18 protein-coding genes are annotated in these 16,076 nt (G+C 72.2%); 11 read left to right on the forward strand and 7 right to left on the reverse strand.

All coding sequences use genetic code 11. The annotated features are described in order from the left end of the window. Positions 1 to 35: 35 nt before the first annotated feature. The 4 genes from qcrB to ctaE are packed head-to-tail and all read right to left on the reverse strand — an operon-like array spanning position 36 to position 4,345. On the reverse strand, positions 36 to 1,739 hold the full coding sequence (gene qcrB, locus V3C34_RS09605) for a cytochrome bc1 complex cytochrome b subunit (protein WP_068324768.1): 1,704 nt from the start codon (positions 1,737 to 1,739) through the stop codon (positions 36 to 38). Continuing rightward, positions 1,739 to 2,866 (reverse strand): cytochrome bc1 complex Rieske iron-sulfur subunit, encoded by a 1,128-nt coding sequence (gene qcrA, locus V3C34_RS09610; RefSeq protein WP_068324766.1) that lies wholly within the window; start codon positions 2,864 to 2,866, stop codon positions 1,739 to 1,741. Before qcrA ends, qcrB begins: the two co-directional genes overlap by 1 nt. 37 nt (positions 2,867 to 2,903) lie before the next feature. After that, positions 2,904 to 3,692, reverse strand: coding sequence for a cytochrome bc1 complex diheme cytochrome c subunit (gene qcrC, locus V3C34_RS09615; protein WP_346006888.1), 789 nt, complete (start codon positions 3,690 to 3,692; stop codon positions 2,904 to 2,906). Between the two features lie 50 nt (positions 3,693 to 3,742). Further along, positions 3,743 to 4,345 carry an aa3-type cytochrome oxidase subunit III gene (gene ctaE / locus V3C34_RS09620; RefSeq protein WP_068325427.1) on the reverse strand — a complete coding sequence of 201 codons (603 nt, stop codon included), beginning with the start codon at positions 4,343 to 4,345 and terminating at the stop codon, positions 3,743 to 3,745. 147 nt (positions 4,346 to 4,492) lie between these two features. On the opposite strand from ctaE, the gene V3C34_RS09625 reads away from it, so the two are divergent. Together V3C34_RS09625 and trpD are read left to right on the forward strand one after the other, a co-directional pair. Next, entirely contained in the window at positions 4,493 to 4,951 is a 459-nt protein-coding gene (locus V3C34_RS09625; RefSeq protein WP_068324760.1) for a response regulator, read from the forward strand. Continuing rightward, complete coding sequence (trpD, locus tag V3C34_RS09630; RefSeq protein ID WP_068324758.1) at positions 4,948 to 6,009, forward strand: anthranilate phosphoribosyltransferase; 1,062 nt, start codon at positions 4,948 to 4,950, stop codon at positions 6,007 to 6,009. Before V3C34_RS09625 ends, trpD begins: the two co-directional genes overlap by 4 nt. 28 nt (positions 6,010 to 6,037) lie before the next feature. On the opposite strand, the gene V3C34_RS09635 is transcribed toward trpD, so the two are convergent. Next, positions 6,038 to 6,316: an Lrp/AsnC family transcriptional regulator gene (locus tag V3C34_RS09635; RefSeq protein WP_068325425.1), complete on the reverse strand. Its 279-nt coding sequence runs from the start codon at positions 6,314 to 6,316 to the stop codon at positions 6,038 to 6,040. After that, the gene (locus V3C34_RS09640) at positions 6,313 to 8,004 is read right to left on the reverse strand and encodes a DEDD exonuclease domain-containing protein (protein ID WP_346006891.1); all 1,692 of its coding nucleotides are present in this window, start codon (positions 8,002 to 8,004) and stop codon (positions 6,313 to 6,315) included. Before V3C34_RS09640 ends, V3C34_RS09635 begins: the two co-directional genes overlap by 4 nt. Before the next feature lie 63 nt (positions 8,005 to 8,067). Here V3C34_RS09640 and V3C34_RS09645 point away from each other — a divergent pair, with 63 nt between their 5' ends. Further along, a complete protein-coding gene (locus V3C34_RS09645; RefSeq protein ID WP_082807506.1) occupies positions 8,068 to 9,099 on the forward strand; it encodes a DUF2332 domain-containing protein in 1,032 nt (343 codons plus the stop codon). Positions 9,100 to 9,173: 74 nt separating this feature from the next. Beyond that, the gene (locus tag V3C34_RS09650; RefSeq protein WP_245634694.1) at positions 9,174 to 9,446 is read left to right on the forward strand and encodes a hypothetical protein; all 273 of its coding nucleotides are present in this window, start codon (positions 9,174 to 9,176) and stop codon (positions 9,444 to 9,446) included. A gap of 28 nt (positions 9,447 to 9,474) precedes the next feature. On the opposite strand, the gene V3C34_RS09655 is transcribed toward V3C34_RS09650, so the two are convergent. Beyond that, on the reverse strand, positions 9,475 to 11,265 hold the full coding sequence (locus tag V3C34_RS09655) for an AMP-dependent synthetase/ligase (RefSeq protein WP_082817026.1): 1,791 nt from the start codon (positions 11,263 to 11,265) through the stop codon (positions 9,475 to 9,477). Positions 11,266 to 11,384: 119 nt separating this feature from the next. Here V3C34_RS09655 and V3C34_RS09660 point away from each other — a divergent pair, with 119 nt between their 5' ends. Genes V3C34_RS09660 through V3C34_RS09690 form a run of 7 tightly spaced genes read left to right on the forward strand, consistent with a single transcriptional unit; the run spans position 11,385 to position 16,073 of the window. Beyond that, complete coding sequence (locus tag V3C34_RS09660) at positions 11,385 to 11,738, forward strand: hypothetical protein (RefSeq protein ID WP_068421894.1); 354 nt, start codon at positions 11,385 to 11,387, stop codon at positions 11,736 to 11,738. Between the two features lie 10 nt (positions 11,739 to 11,748). Continuing rightward, complete coding sequence (locus V3C34_RS09665; RefSeq protein WP_068324748.1) at positions 11,749 to 12,195, forward strand: SRPBCC family protein; 447 nt, start codon at positions 11,749 to 11,751, stop codon at positions 12,193 to 12,195. A gap of 7 nt (positions 12,196 to 12,202) precedes the next feature. Further along, a complete protein-coding gene (locus V3C34_RS09670) occupies positions 12,203 to 13,114 on the forward strand; it encodes a hypothetical protein (RefSeq protein WP_346006894.1) in 912 nt (303 codons plus the stop codon). Then, positions 13,107 to 13,442 carry a hypothetical protein gene (locus V3C34_RS09675; RefSeq protein ID WP_346006896.1) on the forward strand — a complete coding sequence of 112 codons (336 nt, stop codon included), beginning with the start codon at positions 13,107 to 13,109 and terminating at the stop codon, positions 13,440 to 13,442. Before V3C34_RS09670 ends, V3C34_RS09675 begins: the two co-directional genes overlap by 8 nt. Then, entirely contained in the window at positions 13,439 to 14,398 is a 960-nt protein-coding gene (locus V3C34_RS09680; RefSeq protein ID WP_346006898.1) for an ROK family protein, read from the forward strand. Before V3C34_RS09675 ends, V3C34_RS09680 begins: the two co-directional genes overlap by 4 nt. Next, a complete protein-coding gene (locus V3C34_RS09685) occupies positions 14,395 to 15,369 on the forward strand; it encodes an ROK family glucokinase (protein WP_346006899.1) in 975 nt (324 codons plus the stop codon). Before V3C34_RS09680 ends, V3C34_RS09685 begins: the two co-directional genes overlap by 4 nt. Beyond that, a complete protein-coding gene (locus tag V3C34_RS09690) occupies positions 15,366 to 16,073 on the forward strand; it encodes an endonuclease/exonuclease/phosphatase family protein (RefSeq protein ID WP_346006901.1) in 708 nt (235 codons plus the stop codon). The genes V3C34_RS09685 and V3C34_RS09690 overlap by 4 nt, the downstream gene beginning before the upstream one ends. Positions 16,074 to 16,076: the final 3 nt, after the last annotated feature.

Genomic DNA, 16,076 nt, shown 5'->3' on the forward strand with positions numbered 1-16,076 from the left:
AACCTCCGGGGCCTGCGGACGATCTCTGACCGGGGTCAGTGGGTGGAGACCTTCTCACCCGACTCGATGGCCTCGTGGCCGTGGTCGTGGTGCGCGGCCTCGAGCTCGGCCGGGGTGACCGGCTCGACGGCGCCGCCGAAGTAGAAGTCGTGCAGCTTCGCGCGCAGCTTGTTGCGGCGGGCTGCCTTCTTGTCCTCGACGCCGTTCTCGTCGACGGCCGGGGCCAGCTCGAGCTGCGGCGTGGCCTCGTGCTGGACGAGGTTCCAGCGCGTGTACTCGTCGAGCGGCTCGTGGATCTCGTGGAAGGAGCCGGATGCACCGCGCTGGATGCGACCCGTCTCGCGTCCGTGGAGGACGAGGTCACGGTCGTGACGCTGCAGGCTCAGGCAGATCCGCTTCGTCGCCCAGAAGGCGAGGACCGGGCCGAGGAAGACGAGCACCCGCAGGATCAGCGTGATGTCGTTGATCGACATCCCGAACTTGATCGCGATGATGTCGTTGGCCGCGGCGAACATGAGCACGCCGTAGAGCGTCAGACCGGCCATGCCGATGGCGGTGCGGGTCGGGGCGTTGCGCGGACGCTGCAGGAGGTGGTGCTCCCGCTTGTCACCCGTCACCCAGTTCTCGATGAACGGGTAGGCGATCATCGCGCCGTAGAAGGCGGGGATGACCCCCAGGGCGCCGATGATGACCGGCCAGGCCCACGTGTACCCGAAGGTCGTGAACTCCATCCAGCCCGGGAGCAGACGCAGGGCGCCGTCGGGGAAGCCCATGTACCAGTCCGGCTGGGCGCCGGCCGTGGTCGCGTTGGGTTCGTAGGGACCGTGCACCCACACCGCGTTGATCTGGATCAGCGAGGAGATCAGGGCGATGCCGCCGAAGACGATGAAGAAGAAGCCACCGGCCTTGGCCGCGTAGACCGGCATGACGGGGAAGCCGACGACGTTGTCGTTGGTCTTGCCCGGGCCGGGGTACTGGGTGTGCTTCTGCAGGGCCACGAGCACGATGTGCACGGTGAACAGCGCGATGAGGATGCCCGGCAGCAGCAGGATGTGCACCGAGTACAGGCGGGGCATGATGTCGTCGCCGGGGAAGGTGCCGCCGAAGACGGCGTAGCTCAGGTAGCTGCCGATGACCGGGGCGGCCACCATGAAGCCCTGCGCGGCGCGCAGGCCCGTACCGGAGAGCAGGTCGTCGGGGAGGGAGTAGCCGGCGAAGCCCTCGACGAGCGCCAGCAGGGACAGCACGCAGCCGATGACCCAGTTGATCTCGCGCGGCTTGCGGTACGCGCCGGTGAAGAACACGCGCAGCATGTGCACCGACAGCGCGACGATGAAGAGCAGCGCCGCCCAGTGGTGGATCTGGCGGATCAGCAGACCGCCCTTGACGTCGAAGGAGATGTCGAGCGTCGAGGCGTAGGCGCGGGACATGCCGACGCCGTTGAGCGGCGCGTAGCTGCCCTCGTAGACCGTGTGGGCCATGGACGGGTCGAACCAGAAGGTGAGGAAGACACCCGTCAGCATGCAGACGATCATCGAGTACATCGCGATCTCGCCGAGCATGAAGGACCAGTGGTCCGGGAAGACCTTGCGCATGAGGTAGCCGACGCCCTTGGCGGAGCCGGTGCGGTCGTCGATCCATCCGGCGACGCCGCCGACCTTCTTCATGCCGGGGGAGAGGGGGGCCGTGACCGGCGCGTCATCTGCGCGCAGGGCGTCGGCGGGGCGAGTGGTGCTCATCAGGACTCACGCTCCCAGAAGCTCGGGCCAACCGGTTCCTGGAAGGGCTGGTCGGCGATGAGGTAGCCCTCGCTGTCAACGGTGATCTTCAGCTGCGGCAGCGGGCGGCCGGCGGGGCCGAAGATGACCTCGCAGTCGTTGGTGACGTCGAAGGTGGACTGGTGGCAGGGGCAGAGCAGGTGGTGCGTGGTCTGCTCGTAGAGGCCGACCGGGCAGCCGACGTGGGTGCAGACCTTGGAGTAGGCGACGATCCCCTGGTAGCCCCAGTCACGGGCCTTGCGGCCCTGGTCGGTGTTCTGGAAGTCCTGGGGGTCCAGGCGCATGAGCAGGACGGAGGACTTGCTCATCTCGTCGAGCTTGTCGTCCTCGAGCTCGAGCAGACCCTCGGGCTGGATGTGGAAGACCGAGCCGATGGTGACGTCGCCGGGCTTGATCGGGGTGTCCTCCGGGTCGCGGTGCAGGCGGCGCTTCTTGGCCGTCCAGTGCCCGTCCTCGCCCTTCTCGCCGTTCCAGAACGTGACCGACAGGTCGTTCTTGGGCAACGGGCCGAGGGAGCCGACGAGCTGCACGAGCAGCGGCACGGCGAAGAGGCCCATGGCGGCACCGAAGGTGGCCTTGAGCAGCGGACGGCGCGTCAGCTGCGAGGACTCACCACCATCGAGCATCGTGTCGACGAAGCCCTGACGGTCCTCGGCCTGCGAGCGAAGGGGGTGGCGCATCTCGACGGACTCGGCGTCCGGCATGAGCGTCTTGGCCCAGTGCACGGCGCCGAGGCCGATGCCGAGCAGGGAGAAGGCCAGACCGAGGCCCAGGAACAGGTTGGTCGCGCTCATCTCGCCGGTGATCGGGACCCAGACGGTGTCCTCGACGTCGAAGAGGAAGTAGGCGACGACGAAGAGGACCGTGCCGAGGATCGACAGGAGGAACAGGACCGAGACCTGTCGCTCGGCTCGCTTCGCCGCCTTGTCGTCACGGTCGGCGTTGCGCAGCACGTGGGGCGGCAGCCCCGGGTTCGTGAACCGCTCCGGGATACCACCGGAGCCCTGCACGTGGCCCTGGTCGAGGCGCACCGGGTCGGAACCCGTGGGCTCCTCCGGCTGTGCCCCTGTCGGGGTGTGCTCACTCATCTGTTGTCGGTCCTGTCTGTGTGGCGAGTTGTCAGGGTCAGGCGGACTTCTGGCCGAGCCAGACGGCGAAGCCCACGAGGAGGCCGAGGCCGATCGTCCAGGCGAAGAGGCCTTCGGGCACCGGGCCGAGGCTGCCGAGCGGGTTGCCACCGGGGTTGCCGGCCTCCTGTTGGGCCTCGATGTACGCGATGACGTCGCGCTTGTTGTCGGGGGTGAGGTTGGTGTCGTTGAAGACGGGCATGCTCTGCGGGCCGGTGACCATGGCCTCGTAGATGTGCTTGCCGGAGACGCCGGTCACTGCGGGAGCGTCCTTGCCGCGGGTGAGGGCGCCACCGGCGCCGGCGCTGTTGTGGCACATGGCGCAGTTGACGCGGAAGATCTGGCCACCCTTGCCGGGGTCGCCCTGGGAGCCGTCGGTGTACTCGCTGTCGGGGATAGCCGGGCCGGGGCCGAGGGTGGCGACGTAGGCGGCCACGTCGGAGATCTCCTCCTCGGTGAACTTCACCTGCAGGTCGGGCTGGGCCTGGACACCGGGCTCGGTCATCGGCATGCGCCCGGTGCCCATCTGGAAGTCGACGGAGGCGGCGCCGACGCCGGCGAGGCTCGGGCCGACCTGGTCGACGCCCAGGCCGTTCGCGCCGTGACAGGTCGCGCAGTTGGCGACGAAGAGCTTCTTGCCGTTGGCGACGTCGTCAGCGGTGGCGCTGGAGACGGTGGCCTCGGCGTCCTGCGGGGCGACGGCGGCGTAGGCGGTGCCGGTCACGAAGAGCCCCAGCATGATCAGCAGGGCGATCGCCGCGGGGTGGCGACGAGAGAGGGTGGGCATGGAGAGTCCTGTCCTCGTGGTGCGGTTGGGGCGGGGCTGACGCATCGGGATCACCCGAGGAGGTAGATCGCGGCGAAGAGCGCGATCCACACGACGTCGACGAAGTGCCAGTAGTACGAGGTGACGACTGCACCGGTCTGCTGGGCGTGGCTGTAGTTGCGGGTGGTGTACGTGCGGCCGATGATCAGCAGGAAGGCGATCAGACCGCCCGTCACGTGGATGCCGTGGAGGCCGGTCGTCAGGTAGAAGATCGAGGCCCAGGCGTCGGTGTCGATCGACACGCCCTCGCTGACGAGGGTGGCGTACTCGAGAATCTGACCGGAGACGAAGACGGCGCCGAAGATGTAGGTGAGGACGTACCACTCACGCATGCCCCAGCCGGCGACGTTGAGGATCGAGCCGGTCCGCGACTTCTGCCCGTGCTCCGCCCGCAGCACGCCGAGCTGGCACCACACCGACGAGACCACGAGGATCAGGGTGTTGGCGGCCGCGAAGGGGACGTTGAGCAGCTCGCCGTTCTGCTGCCACAGGTCCGGACGCATCCCCCGGACCGTGAAGAAGATGGCGAAGAGCCCGGCGAAGAACATCAGCTCGCTGGACAGCCAGACGATGGTGCCGACGGACACCATGTTGGGGCGGCTGACCGGACCCATCGTGGGGTCGGCGGGCACGTGCCCGGACACGTTTGAAGGCAGAGAAGTTGCAGTGGCCACGGAGCCATTATGTCCCCCTCCCTCCCGGGGTGTGCGCCACCCCCCTCCGCGAGTCTCGTGAGGCACCTCACCGCTACGATCTGGGGCATGACCGGTACCTCCCAGGAGACTCCCTTCGCCCGCGCACAGGACGGCACCGCCGCCGCCACGGGCGTCGTCTCGGTGCAGGTCCTCCTGCACAGCGACAACATCACCACCCGCGACGCCGTGCGCGCCGCGCTCGGGCGCCGCCCGGCCAAGGACGTCGAGATCGCGGGGTGGCGCGAGTGCGCCACGGCCGACGCGGTGATCGAGGCCGTGGAGGCCGGGGGCATCGACCTGCTGATCCTCGACGGCGAGGCAGCCAAGCTCGGCGGACTCGGCCTGTGCCGTCAGCTGAAGTCCGAGGTCCTCGGCTGCCCTCCGGTCCTCGTGCTCACCGGTCGCCCCCAGGACGGCTGGCTCGCGACCTGGTCGATGGCCGACGCCCACGTGCCCCACCCCGTGGACCCGATCGTCCTCGCCGACGCGGTCGCCGGCCTGGCCCGGGGCGTGGCGGCCCGATGACGGGTGCGGGCACCCACACCTGGCCCGTCCTGCTCACGCAGCTCCTCTCCGGTGGTGACCTGAGCTCCGACCAGACCTCGTGGGCCATGAGGGAGATGATGTCCGGCGACGCGGCCCCCGCGCAGATCGCCGGCTTCCTCGTCGCGCTGCGGGCGAAGGGGGAGACCGTCACCGAGCTGCGCGCGCTGGCCGACGTCATGCTCGAGCACGCGCTGCCGATCCAGGTCTCGGGCCCCACGCTCGACATCGTCGGCACCGGCGGCGACATGGTCGGCACGGTCAACATCTCGACGATGTCCTCGATCTGCATCGCCGCGACCGGCGTCCGCGTCGTCAAGCACGGCAACCGCGCCTCGTCCTCCAAGTCCGGCTCGGCGGACGTCCTCGAGGCCCTCGGCGTCAACCTGACGCTGCCCGCGGACGAGGTGGCCGCGATCGCGGGCACGGCCGGGATCACCTTCTGCTTCGCGCAGACCTTCCACCCCTCCTTCCGGCACACCGCGGCCCCGCGCCGCGACCTCGGGGTGGGGACGGCGCTCAACGTCCTGGGCCCGATGACCAACCCCTCGCGCCCGACGTACTCCGTCGTCGGCGTCGCGGACTCGTCCGTGGCGCCGCTCATGGCCGGCGTCTTCGCGCAGCGGGGGACCGATGCCCTCGTCTTCCGCGGGGACGACGGGCTGGACGAGCTGACCGTCGCCGACGGCTCGCACGTGTGGTGGGTCGCCGGGCAGGAGATCCGCGAGCTGCACCTCACCCCGGAGCAGGTCGGGCTGCCCCGCAGCCCGCTCGAGTCGCTCAAGGGCGGTCTGGCGGAGGACAACGCGCAGGTCGCGCGTGATCTCTTCGCCGGGGCACGCGGCCCGGTCCGTGACGCCGTGGTCCTCAACTCCGGGGCCGCGGTCGCCCTCTCTCGGGCCGGCGGGCGGGTCCCGCAGGACCCCGTCGCGGCGATCCGCGCCGGCATGGACGTCGTCGAGGAGGTCCTCGACTCCGGTGCGGCCGCCACCCAGCTCGATCGCTGGGTCGAGGCGACCGCCCGCCCCGCGTCGTCCTAGGGCGACGCGGGGCAGCGGTCGGTCGGGGTCACTCCAGGCCGATGCTGAAGGCCGCGTCGAGGTCGTGCCGGCTGTAGGCGCGGAAGGCGATGTGCGTCGAGGTGTCGACGATCCCCTCGACCTTGTTGAGCCGGCCGGCGATGACCTCGTTGAGCTGCTCGTGCTGGTGGACGCGCACCATCGCGATGAGGTCGGCGTCCCCGGCCACCGAGTAGACCTCGCTGACGCCCTCGAGCTCGGCGACGGTCTCGGCGACCTCGGGGATCCTGGCGGTGTCGGCGTGGATGAGGACGATGGCAGTGATCACGAGGCCCACCCTAGAGCAGGCGCCAGCTCGCCGTGGGCGGCCGCTGCGCCTCCCACGGGGCAGGTCCACTCGCCCTCGATGTCGACCAGGCGGGTGCCCTCGGCCTCGAGCCAGCGCAGGACCAGCTCGGTCTCCTCGGCGAGCGCCCCGGTCCCGGGTGCGGTCGGTGCGGCGACGACCTCGGCGCTGGCCCGCAGCGCCGCGACGTAGGGCATCGGGTCGGCGCCGACGGGGGAGTGCGAGCTGCCGGCGAGCCGGCCGTGGCGCACGCACACGAGGTCCCAGCCGCCGCGCGGGGTACGGCGGGCCGCGACGATCTCCGCCGCCTGCCGCACCGGCGCGGCGCGCTGGGTGCGCGACGCGGCGCGGACGAGGGCCGCGAGCCGGTCGCGCAGCGCGGCCGCCTCCTCGTAGCGCTCGTCCCCGGAGAGCGTGGTCATCCGCTGCCGCACCGCCGCCACGGCCGCGCGGGAGTCGCCGACGAGCACGTCGACGGCCTCGCCGACGGTGACGGCGTACTCGTCGACGCCCACCGCGCCCGTGCACGGGGCCGCGCACCGACCCATGTCAGCCAGGGCGCACGCCGACGTCGGGCGGCGCGGGGAGATGCGCGTCAGGCACTGGCGCAGCGGCACCGCGTCGTGCAGGGCGGCCATCGCGTCCTCGGCGCCGCTCCGCGAGCCGAAGGGTCCGGCGTAGGCCAGGTCGTCCGGCCCGACGCTGCGCACGATCGACAACCGGGGGAAGGCCTCGTCGGTCAGCTTCAGCCACCACACCTTCTCCGGGTGGCGCGAGCGGCGGTTGTAGCGGGGTTTGTGGGCGGCGATGAGCCGCAGCTCGCGCACCTGGGCCTCGAGGGTGGTCGCGCAGACGATCGGCGTCACCTCGGTCGCCAGACGCACCATCTCACCCATGCGTCGGCGCTGCTCGGAGGCGGTGAAGTACGAGCGCACGCGCGAGCGGATGTCGACGGAGGTCCCCACGTAGAGGGCCTCGCCCCGGTCGTCCTTGAAGACGTAGACCCCCGGGGCCGAGGGCAGGCCGTCGGCGAGCACCCGCTTGCGCCGCACCTCGTCGCTCACCCTCGAGGTGTAGGAGCCGAGCTCCTCGAGCGTGTCGACGCCGACGGAGCCGAGCCGTCCGATGAGGCCGTGGAGGACGTCGACCGTCGCGCGGGCGTCGTGCAGCGCCCGGTGGTCCGGCGTCGTCGTCGCCCCGAAGACACGTGCCAGCGTCGCCAGCTTGTGGTTGGGGACCTCGTCCCGGGAGACCACCTGTCGCGCCAGCCGTACCGTGTCGAGCACCTGCGGGGCCGGCCACCGCAGGTCGTGGGCGGCGCACGCGGCCTTGAGGAAGCCGATGTCGAAGCCCGCGTTGTGCGCGACGAGCACCGCTCCCTTCGCGAACTCGAGGAAGCTGGCCACCGCCTCCCCGGTGCGCGGTGCGTCGCGGACCATGGCGTCGGTGATGCCGGTGAGCGACTGGATGAAGGCGGGGATCGGCTCACCCGGGTTGACGAAGGTCTGCAGCTCGCCCAGCTCCACGCCACCGCGGACCTTGACCGCGCCGATCTCGGTGATCCCGCAGTCGCGCGGTGACCCGCCCGTCGTCTCGAGGTCGACGACGACGAAGGTGACCTCGGCCAGTGGTGTGCCGAGATCACCGAGCCTGTCCTGGACGACCTCCATGCCGACGACCGTAGGTGGGGCCACCGACAACCCGGGGGATGCGCGCCGTGGCAGGCTCGTCGCATGCGCACGATGGACGACCTGGAGGACGTGGCCGGGTACTACACGTACTTCGCGCGGCAGGAGGCGAAGGGGGAGTCACCCACCTTCGAGAGGTGGGCGGCGGGCGTGGCCGAGGACCCGACGGTCCTCGACCTGCTGTCCGGGCTGCCGGTGCCCAAGCGCCAGCCCAACCTCGTCTTCGCGGCCGCCCGGTGGCACGGCGCGGTGACGCCCTCGGACTACCCGGTGCTGCGTGAGGTCCTGCTGACCCGCTGGGAGCAGGTGCGGGCCACCGTCCTGGAGCACTCGACGCAGACCAACGAGGTGGGGCGCAGCGCGACGCTGCTGCCCGTGCTCGCCGGGCTGCCCGGCCCGCTCGCCCTCGTCGAGGTGGGCTCGAGCGCCGGGCTGTGCCTCCACCCCGACCGTTGGTCCTACCGGTACGTCGACGAGGCGGGTACCGAGATGGCCCGGCTCGACCCGGCCGAGGGCGTCTCGCCGGTCGTCCTCCGGTGCACCGTGCGCGGACCGGTGCCGCTGCCCCCTTCGCTCCCGCAGGTCGTGCACCGCGGTGGCGTCGACCTCAACCCGCTCGACCCGTCCGACGAGGAGACCGCGGCCTGGCTCGGGACGCTCGTGTGGCCCGAGCACGAGGACCGGCGCGCTCGTCTGGCGGCGGCCTGCCGGGTGGCCGCGGGAGCGCCCGTCGACGTGGTCCGCGGCGACCTGCTCGTCGGGGTGGACGAGGCGGTCGCCCGCGCCCGGGCAGCGGCGCCGGACGCGACCCTGGTGCTCTTCCACTCCGCGGTCATCGCCTACCTCGACGCCGCCGGCCGTCGCCGGTGGTCCGAGGTCGCCACGGCCACGCTCGAGCGGGTGCGGGCGGAGGGCGGCCGGGCGCACTGGGTGAGCAACGAGGGGCCGGGTGTGCTCCCGGAGGTGGCCGCGGGCGCGGGGTGCGGGCCGGCGACGTCGGCCGACTTCTGCCTCGGTCTCGACGGTCGCGGCATGGGCTGGACCCACGGTCACGGTCGTCACCTGACATGGTGCTGAGGAGCGTTGTCGGGGGTCGCTCCTAGCGTGGTCGGTGCCGGGATGGACCCGGTGACGACGAGGAGGTGACGGACATGGCCCGTCGACCCGGAGCACCCCTGACGATCGACTGCGGTACCTGCCCCGTCCAGCACGTCGGCTGCGCCGACTGCATGGTCACGGTGCTCTACTCGCCCGAGGTGCCGGTGGCCGGCGAGGGGGAGGAGATGCCTCTGGACCGCCGTGAGCGGGAGGTGCTCTCCCGGCTCGTCGCGTCGGGGCTCGTCGCGCCGCAGACGGCGACCGGGGCCCGCGCCGTGCGCGAACCCCGGTCCCGGTACGACGACCTGCGCAGCGCCGCGGGCTGAGCCCGGGCCCCCGCGGCCGTGAGGCCGGTCAGCTGCCGTAGAGGCTCTCCACCTCGTCCTCGAAGTCGCGCATGATGATGTTGCGCTTGAGCTTCAGCGACGGGGTGAGGGTGCCGTTCTCCTCGGTGAAGTCCTCGGCGAGGACGGAGAACTTTCGGATCGACTCGGCCTTGGACACGGCCTTGTTGGCCTCGTCGACGGCGCCCTGGATCTCGGCGAGCACGGTCTCGTCGGTGCGGGCCTGCTCGAGCGTGAGCGTGCCCAGGCCGTGGTTGGCGGCCCATCCCGGCAGCATCTCCTCGTCGAGCGTGACGAGCGCGGCGATGAAGGGCTTGCCGTCGCCGACGACGAGGCACTGGCTGATGATCGGGTGCGCGCGCAGCCGGTCCTCGAGCACCGCTGGGGCGACGTTCTTGCCGCCCGCCGTGACGAGGATCTCCTTCTTGCGGCCGGTGATCTTGAGGTAGCCGTCCTCGTCGAGCTCACCGAGGTCGCCGGTGTGGAACCAGCCGTCCTTGATGGCCTCGAGGGTGGCCCCCTCGTTGCCGTGGTAGCCGGCGAGGATGTTCAGACCCTGGATGAGCACCTCGCCGTCATCGGCGATGCGCACGCTCACGCCCGGCAGCGGCGGGCCGACGGTGCCGATCTTGACCTTGTCCGGGACGTTGACCGTCGCGGGGGCGGTGGTCTCGGTGAGGCCGTAGCCCTCGAGGATCGTCACGCCGATGCCGCGGAAGAAGTGGCCCAGGCGCGTGCCGAGCGGCGCGCCGCCGGACACGGCGTACTCGACCTTGTCGCCCATCTTGGCGCGCAGCTTGCTGTAGACGAGCTTGTCGAAGACGGCGTGCTGGACCTTGACCTTGAGCGGGATGCTCCCGGTGTCCTGGCCCTCGGACCAGGCGATGGCCACGTCGGCGGCCCGGGCGAAGATCTTGCCCTTGCCGTCGGCCGTGGCGGTCTCGTTGGCCTTGTTGAAGATCTTCTCGAAGACCCGCGGCACGGCGAGGATGAAGGTCGGTCGGAAGGACTGGAAGTCCTCGAGGATGTTGGCGATGTCGGCGCTGTGGCCCATCCGGCGGTTGGCGACGACGGCGAGGACCTCGATGAACCGGGCGAAGACGTGCGCGAGCGGCAGGAAGAGCAACGTCGACGCGTCGTCCTTGCCCAGCACGGCATCGAGCTTGGCGACCGTGTTCTCCGCCAGGCCGAGGAAGTTGTCGTGCGTCAGCTCGCAGCCCTTGGGCCGACCGGTCGTGCCGGAGGTGTAGATGATCGTGGCGATGGAGGAGCGGCCGCGACCGGCGATGCGCTCGTCGAGCTGCGCGTCGTCCACCCGGGCGCCCTCGACGGTGATCGACTCGAGGTCGCTGTGGTCGATGACCCAGACCTGCTCGATGCCGGGCACCGCGGCGCGGGCCTCCTCGGCGACCGAGGCGTGGTGGGCGGTCTCGACGACGAGGAAGCGCACCCCGGCGTCCTGGGTGATCCACTCGACCTGCTCGGGGGAGCTGGTCTCGTAGATCGGCACGGGCACGCCGCCGGCCATCCAGGTCGCGAAGTCGAGGAGGGTCCACTCGTAGCGCGTGCGGGCCATGATCGCGAGCCGGTCACCCTCGTCAAGGCCCTTGGCGATGAGTCCCTTGGCGAGCGCGCGGGCCTCGTGGTTGAACTGGGAGGTCGTGACGTCGCGCCACGCACCGGACTCCTTGATGGTGAAGGCGACCCGCTGCGGGTCCGTCGCCGCGTTGCGACCCGGCAGGTCCGCCAGGGAGTCGGTGGGGTCGCCCTCGATGAGTCGGGGCATGGAGCTGTCGATCACGGGATCTCCTTCGTTCGGCATCGGTGCACGGACCGGGCACGTGCGGGCCTGCGGCGAGCCTACCCATGCGCCCGGCCGCCCCCGGGGAGAACGGTCGTGACCGTGGCCATACTGGTCCCATGCCCGTCCGCCGCCGCACCGTCGACGTCGTCGACGAGACCTTCGTGCGCGCCGCGCCCGACGTCGTGCGCGCCGCGCTCGACGTCCCCGGCCTCCTCGACGGGTTGTGGCCCGGGCTGCAGCGGGAGGTCGTGCAGGACCGCGGGACGAAGGGGGTGCGCTGGCGGACCGGGGGAGAGGTCGAGGGCCGTCTGGAGATCTGGCTCGAGGAGGGCCACGGCGGCACGATCATCCACCACTACGTCCACGGCGAGCAGCGGGGCGGCCCGTGGCGCTGGACCAGGGCGCACCGCCGCCGGTGGAAGGCCGGCGTCCACGACATCAAGGACCGTCTCGAAGGGCGTACGCGCTAGTCTCCCCACCATGGCCGACAGCACCCGCTCCAGCATCGTCATCGACTCCGCGCCCGGCGAGGTGCTCGACATCATCGCCGACCTCGAGGCGTACCCGGAGTGGGCCAAGGAGATCAAGAACGTCGAGATCCTCACCGAGGACGGCGACGGCTGGCCGGACCAGGCGGTCTTCACCCTGGACGCCGGCGCGATCAAGGACACCTACACGCTGGACTACGCCTGGGAGGTCGACGAGGACGGTGTCGGCGTCGCCTCGTGGACGCTCGTCGAGGCCACGGTGCTCAAGGCGATGGACGGGTCATACACGCTCGCCGCGACCGAGGGCGGCGGCACAGAGGTCAGCTACGCCCTGACCGTCGACGTCAAGATCCCGATGCTCGGCATGCTCAAGCGCAAGGCCGAGAAGGTCATCGTCGACACGGCCCTGCGGGACCTCAAGAAGCGCGCCGAGGGCTGAGGGGGACGTGCGCGCCCACCTCGTCGTCGGCGGGGGCGACCACGGTCCCGCGGTCAGAGACGGGGTGCTCGCCGCCCTTCGCCCCCACCACCACGTCGTCCGGCCCGGTCCGGTCGACCGCCCGGACGACCCCGTGACGACGGCGATCGAGAGCCACCTCGACCGCCTGCTGTCCGCGCTCGACCTGCCCGCCCCGGTCGTCGGGGACCTCGTCGCGGCCGTCCTGCCGTCCGAGCTCTCGGCGCTGCTGCGCCTCGCCCGCGGCATCGAGCAGGCCGGCCTCGCCGGGCACGAGCTCGTCGTCGACCTCGACATCGAGGTGGCCCGGGTCCTCGACGTGCCCCAGCGCGTCGCACGCGCGTGCGCGGCCTTCGTCCCCGTCGTCGCCCGGTGGGAGGTGCTCGTCGCCCCCGAGGGCATCGGCGCCCTGCCGCACCCCGACCGACCGGTGCTCGTGGCTCTACGGGAGGCCGCCCGGCTCCTCGAGCTGCTCGACGCCGCCCTGGCCGACCCGACCGACACGACGATCCACCTCGCACCACCCGAGGGCCCGGTCGGTGCCGCCCGCCGCGCCGACGCCGAGGTGCTCCTGGCCCTCATGGGGCGCACCCTCACCGCCGTGCACCCCAGCGGAGGAGCCGGCGTCGAGCACCTGCCCTCCCCACCGGCCGAGCACGGCGCACGAGTCGAGCGTGGGGCCGGCTGCTGGTACCTGCACCTCGACGTCCCGGGCGTGCGCGCGAGCGACCTCGACCTCGTGCGGCACGAGGACGAGATCGTCCTCGGGTGCGCCGGACGCACCCGCCGCGTGCGGCTGCCCTCGGTGCTGCGCCGCTGCGACATCGACCGCGCCGGGGTCGCCGGCGGTGTCCTCACGCTGACGATGACCCCCGACGAGGCGGTGTGGCCGCGTGGTTGACGACCCGGACCCCTTCGGCGAGGCCCAGGCCGTCGTCGTCCAGCTCCTGCGCGTGCTCGCCGAGGTCGACCTCGACGGGCTCGGCGAGGACCTGCGCCGGCTCGACAACGCGACGAGCCGCCGGGCAGTCACCGGCGCCACGCTCCTCGCCGAGGCCATCACACGCGCCACCCTGGGCGCAGGGCCCGTGGCCGACGCCCTCGGCGTCGAGCTCGGCGCGCCGCCGGAGCACGTGCCCCTGCGCGCCCGGGGTGTGAGGATTCAGGTCCACGACGACGAGCTCACCGCCGGCCGCGCCCGCGCCACCGACCCACGAGGGGACAGATGACCTCCACCACCGCCATCGGCATCGACATCGGCGGGACCAAGATCGCCGGGGCGCTCGTCGGCCCCGACGGGCTCGTCACGCACCGCGTACGGGTCGCCACCCCCGACGACACCGCCGCGATCGTCGACGTGACGGCCGAGCTCGTCGAGACCCTCTCCGCCGCGGCGGACGGAGAGGTCGCCGGCACCGGCGTCGCGTGCGCGGGCCTGGTCGACGGACGCACCGGGAAGGTCTGGTACGCCCCCAACCTGCCCTGGCGCGACCTCGACCTCGGTCAGGAGGTCGGCCGCCGGGTCGGCCGCGCGGTCCTCGTCGAGAACGACGCGAGCGCGGCGGCGTGGGGCGAGTACCGCTACGGCGCCGGCCGCGACTGCGACGACATGGTGCTCGCCACCGTCGGCACCGGCGTGGGGGGTGGCTGCATCATCGGCGACCGGCTGCTGCGCGGGGCCTTCGGCATCAGCGGCGAGATCGGGCACGTGACCCTCGACCCGCGCGGTCCGCGGTGCGGGTGCGGCAACGACGGCTGCCTCGAGGCCTTCGCCTCCGGCACCGCGCTGGAGCGGCGGGCTCGTGAGGTCCTCGCCTCGGGGGTCCCGCAGGCCGCCGCCCTGCGCGAGCGGTGCCGCGGCGACGTCGAGGCACTCACCGGCCAGGACGTCACCGAGCTCGCCCAGCAGGGCGACCCGGCCTGCGTCGAGCTCCTCGCCGAGCTGGGGACGCACCTGGGCCACGGGCTCGCCTCCGTCTGCGCGGTGCTCGACCCCTCTCTGGTCGTCGTCGGCGGCGGGGTCGCCGACGCGGGCGACCTCCTCCTGCGGCCGACCGCGGAGGCCGTGGCCAGCCGGCTCGTCGGGCGGGGTCACCGCCCTTCGCCCCGGGTCGTGCCCGCCACCCTCGGCAACGACGCCGGTCTCGTCGGAGCCGCCACGCTCGCCCGGGAGGCGAACGCATGAGCACGAGCATCGGCATCGACATCGGCGGGACCAAGGTCTCCGGCGGCGTCCTCGACGCGGACGGGCGCATCCTCGTGCGCACCCGCAGGGACACCCCGGACCGCTCCAACGCCCCGGCCGTCGTCGAGGACACGATCGTCGAGGTCATCGAGGAGCTGCTCGGCCTCGCCGACGAGCAGGGGGTCGAGCGCCCCACGACCGTCGGCGTCGGTGCCGCCGGCTTCGTCGCCGCCGACCGGTCGACGGTGGTCTTCGCGCCGCACCTGTCCTGGCGCAACGAGCCCCTGCGCGAGGCCCTCGGCCAGCGCATCGACCTGCCGATCTCCATCGACAACGACGCCAACGCGGCCCTGTGGGCCGAGCACCGCTTCGGCGCCGCCCGGGGCGCCACGCACGCGGTGATGATCACCCTGGGCACGGGCATCGGCGGCGCCATCATCGTCGGCGGGCACCTCGTGCGCGGCCGCTACGGCATCGCCGGCGAGTTCGGCCACATGCAGGTCGTGCCCGGCGGCCAACGCTGCGAGTGCGGCAACCGCGGGTGCTGGGAGCAGTACTCCTCGGGCAACGCGCTCGTGCGCGAGGCCCGCGGCCTCGCGATGGCCAACTCGCCGATGGCCACGGACCTGCTCGCGCACGCCGGCGGTGACCCGGCCTCGCTCACGGGCCCCATGATCACCGAGGCGGCCAAGCAGGGCGATGCGACCGCGACCGAGCTGCTCACCGAGATCGGCCACTGGCTCGGCGTCGGCATCGCCAACCTCGCCGCAGCGCTCGACCCGGAGGTCTTCGTCATCGGCGGCGGCGTGAGCGCGGCCGGGGACCTGCTGCTCGCGCCGGCCCGCGACACCTTCGCGCGCCAGCTCACCGGTCGCGGGTACCGCCCCGCGGCGACGATCGTCGCCGCGCGCTTCGGACCCGACGCCGGGCTCATCGGGGCCGCCGCGCTGGGGGCCGAGGAGCAGGTGTGAGCCTGCGCGTCGCCTCGTACAACCTGCGGGCCCTCCAGGACGACGTCGCGGCCCTGGCCCGGACGGTGCGGGCCATCGACCCGGACGTGCTGTGCCTCCAGGAGGTCCCGTGGATCGGGCCGGTCAACCACCGGATCAGCGACTTCGCCCGGCGCTGCGGCCTCGTCTGGTCCGGGCGCAGCCAGCGCGCGGGGCAGACGAGCGTCCTGACCAACCTGCGCACCAACGTGCTCTCGGTGACCCACCACCCCCTCCCCGCGAGCTCCTGGCGCGACCGGCGCGGCTTCGCGGTCACCCGGGTCGCCCCCTTCGGCCACACCTCCGTCTCGGTCGCGAGCGTCCACCTGGGTCTCGACGCGCAGGAGCGCCTGCGGCACGCCCGGCAGATCATGGAGACGCTCGCGGCGGTCCCCGGGCCGGCGCTGCTCGCCGGCGACCTCAACGAGCAGTCGGACGGTGCCGCCTGGCAGCTCTTCGGCGGGCCGATGCGGCCGGTGAGCCAGCTCGTGCCGACCTATCCGTCGGCCTCGCCCGACCGGGTCCTCGACGTCGTCTTCGCCACGCCGGACGTCACCGTGCTGCCGCACACGGAGGTGCCGTGGGTGTGGGAGGACCTCAAGGCCGGGACCGACCACCGACCCGTCTGGGTCGACATCGAGACCACGCAGCTGCCCGGGGGCGCGAGGACCAGCTCGGGGGAGTGAGCC

This window comes from Janibacter terrae (assembly GCF_039636765.1).
Classification (GTDB): Bacteria; Actinomycetota; Actinomycetes; order Actinomycetales; family Dermatophilaceae; genus Janibacter; species Janibacter terrae.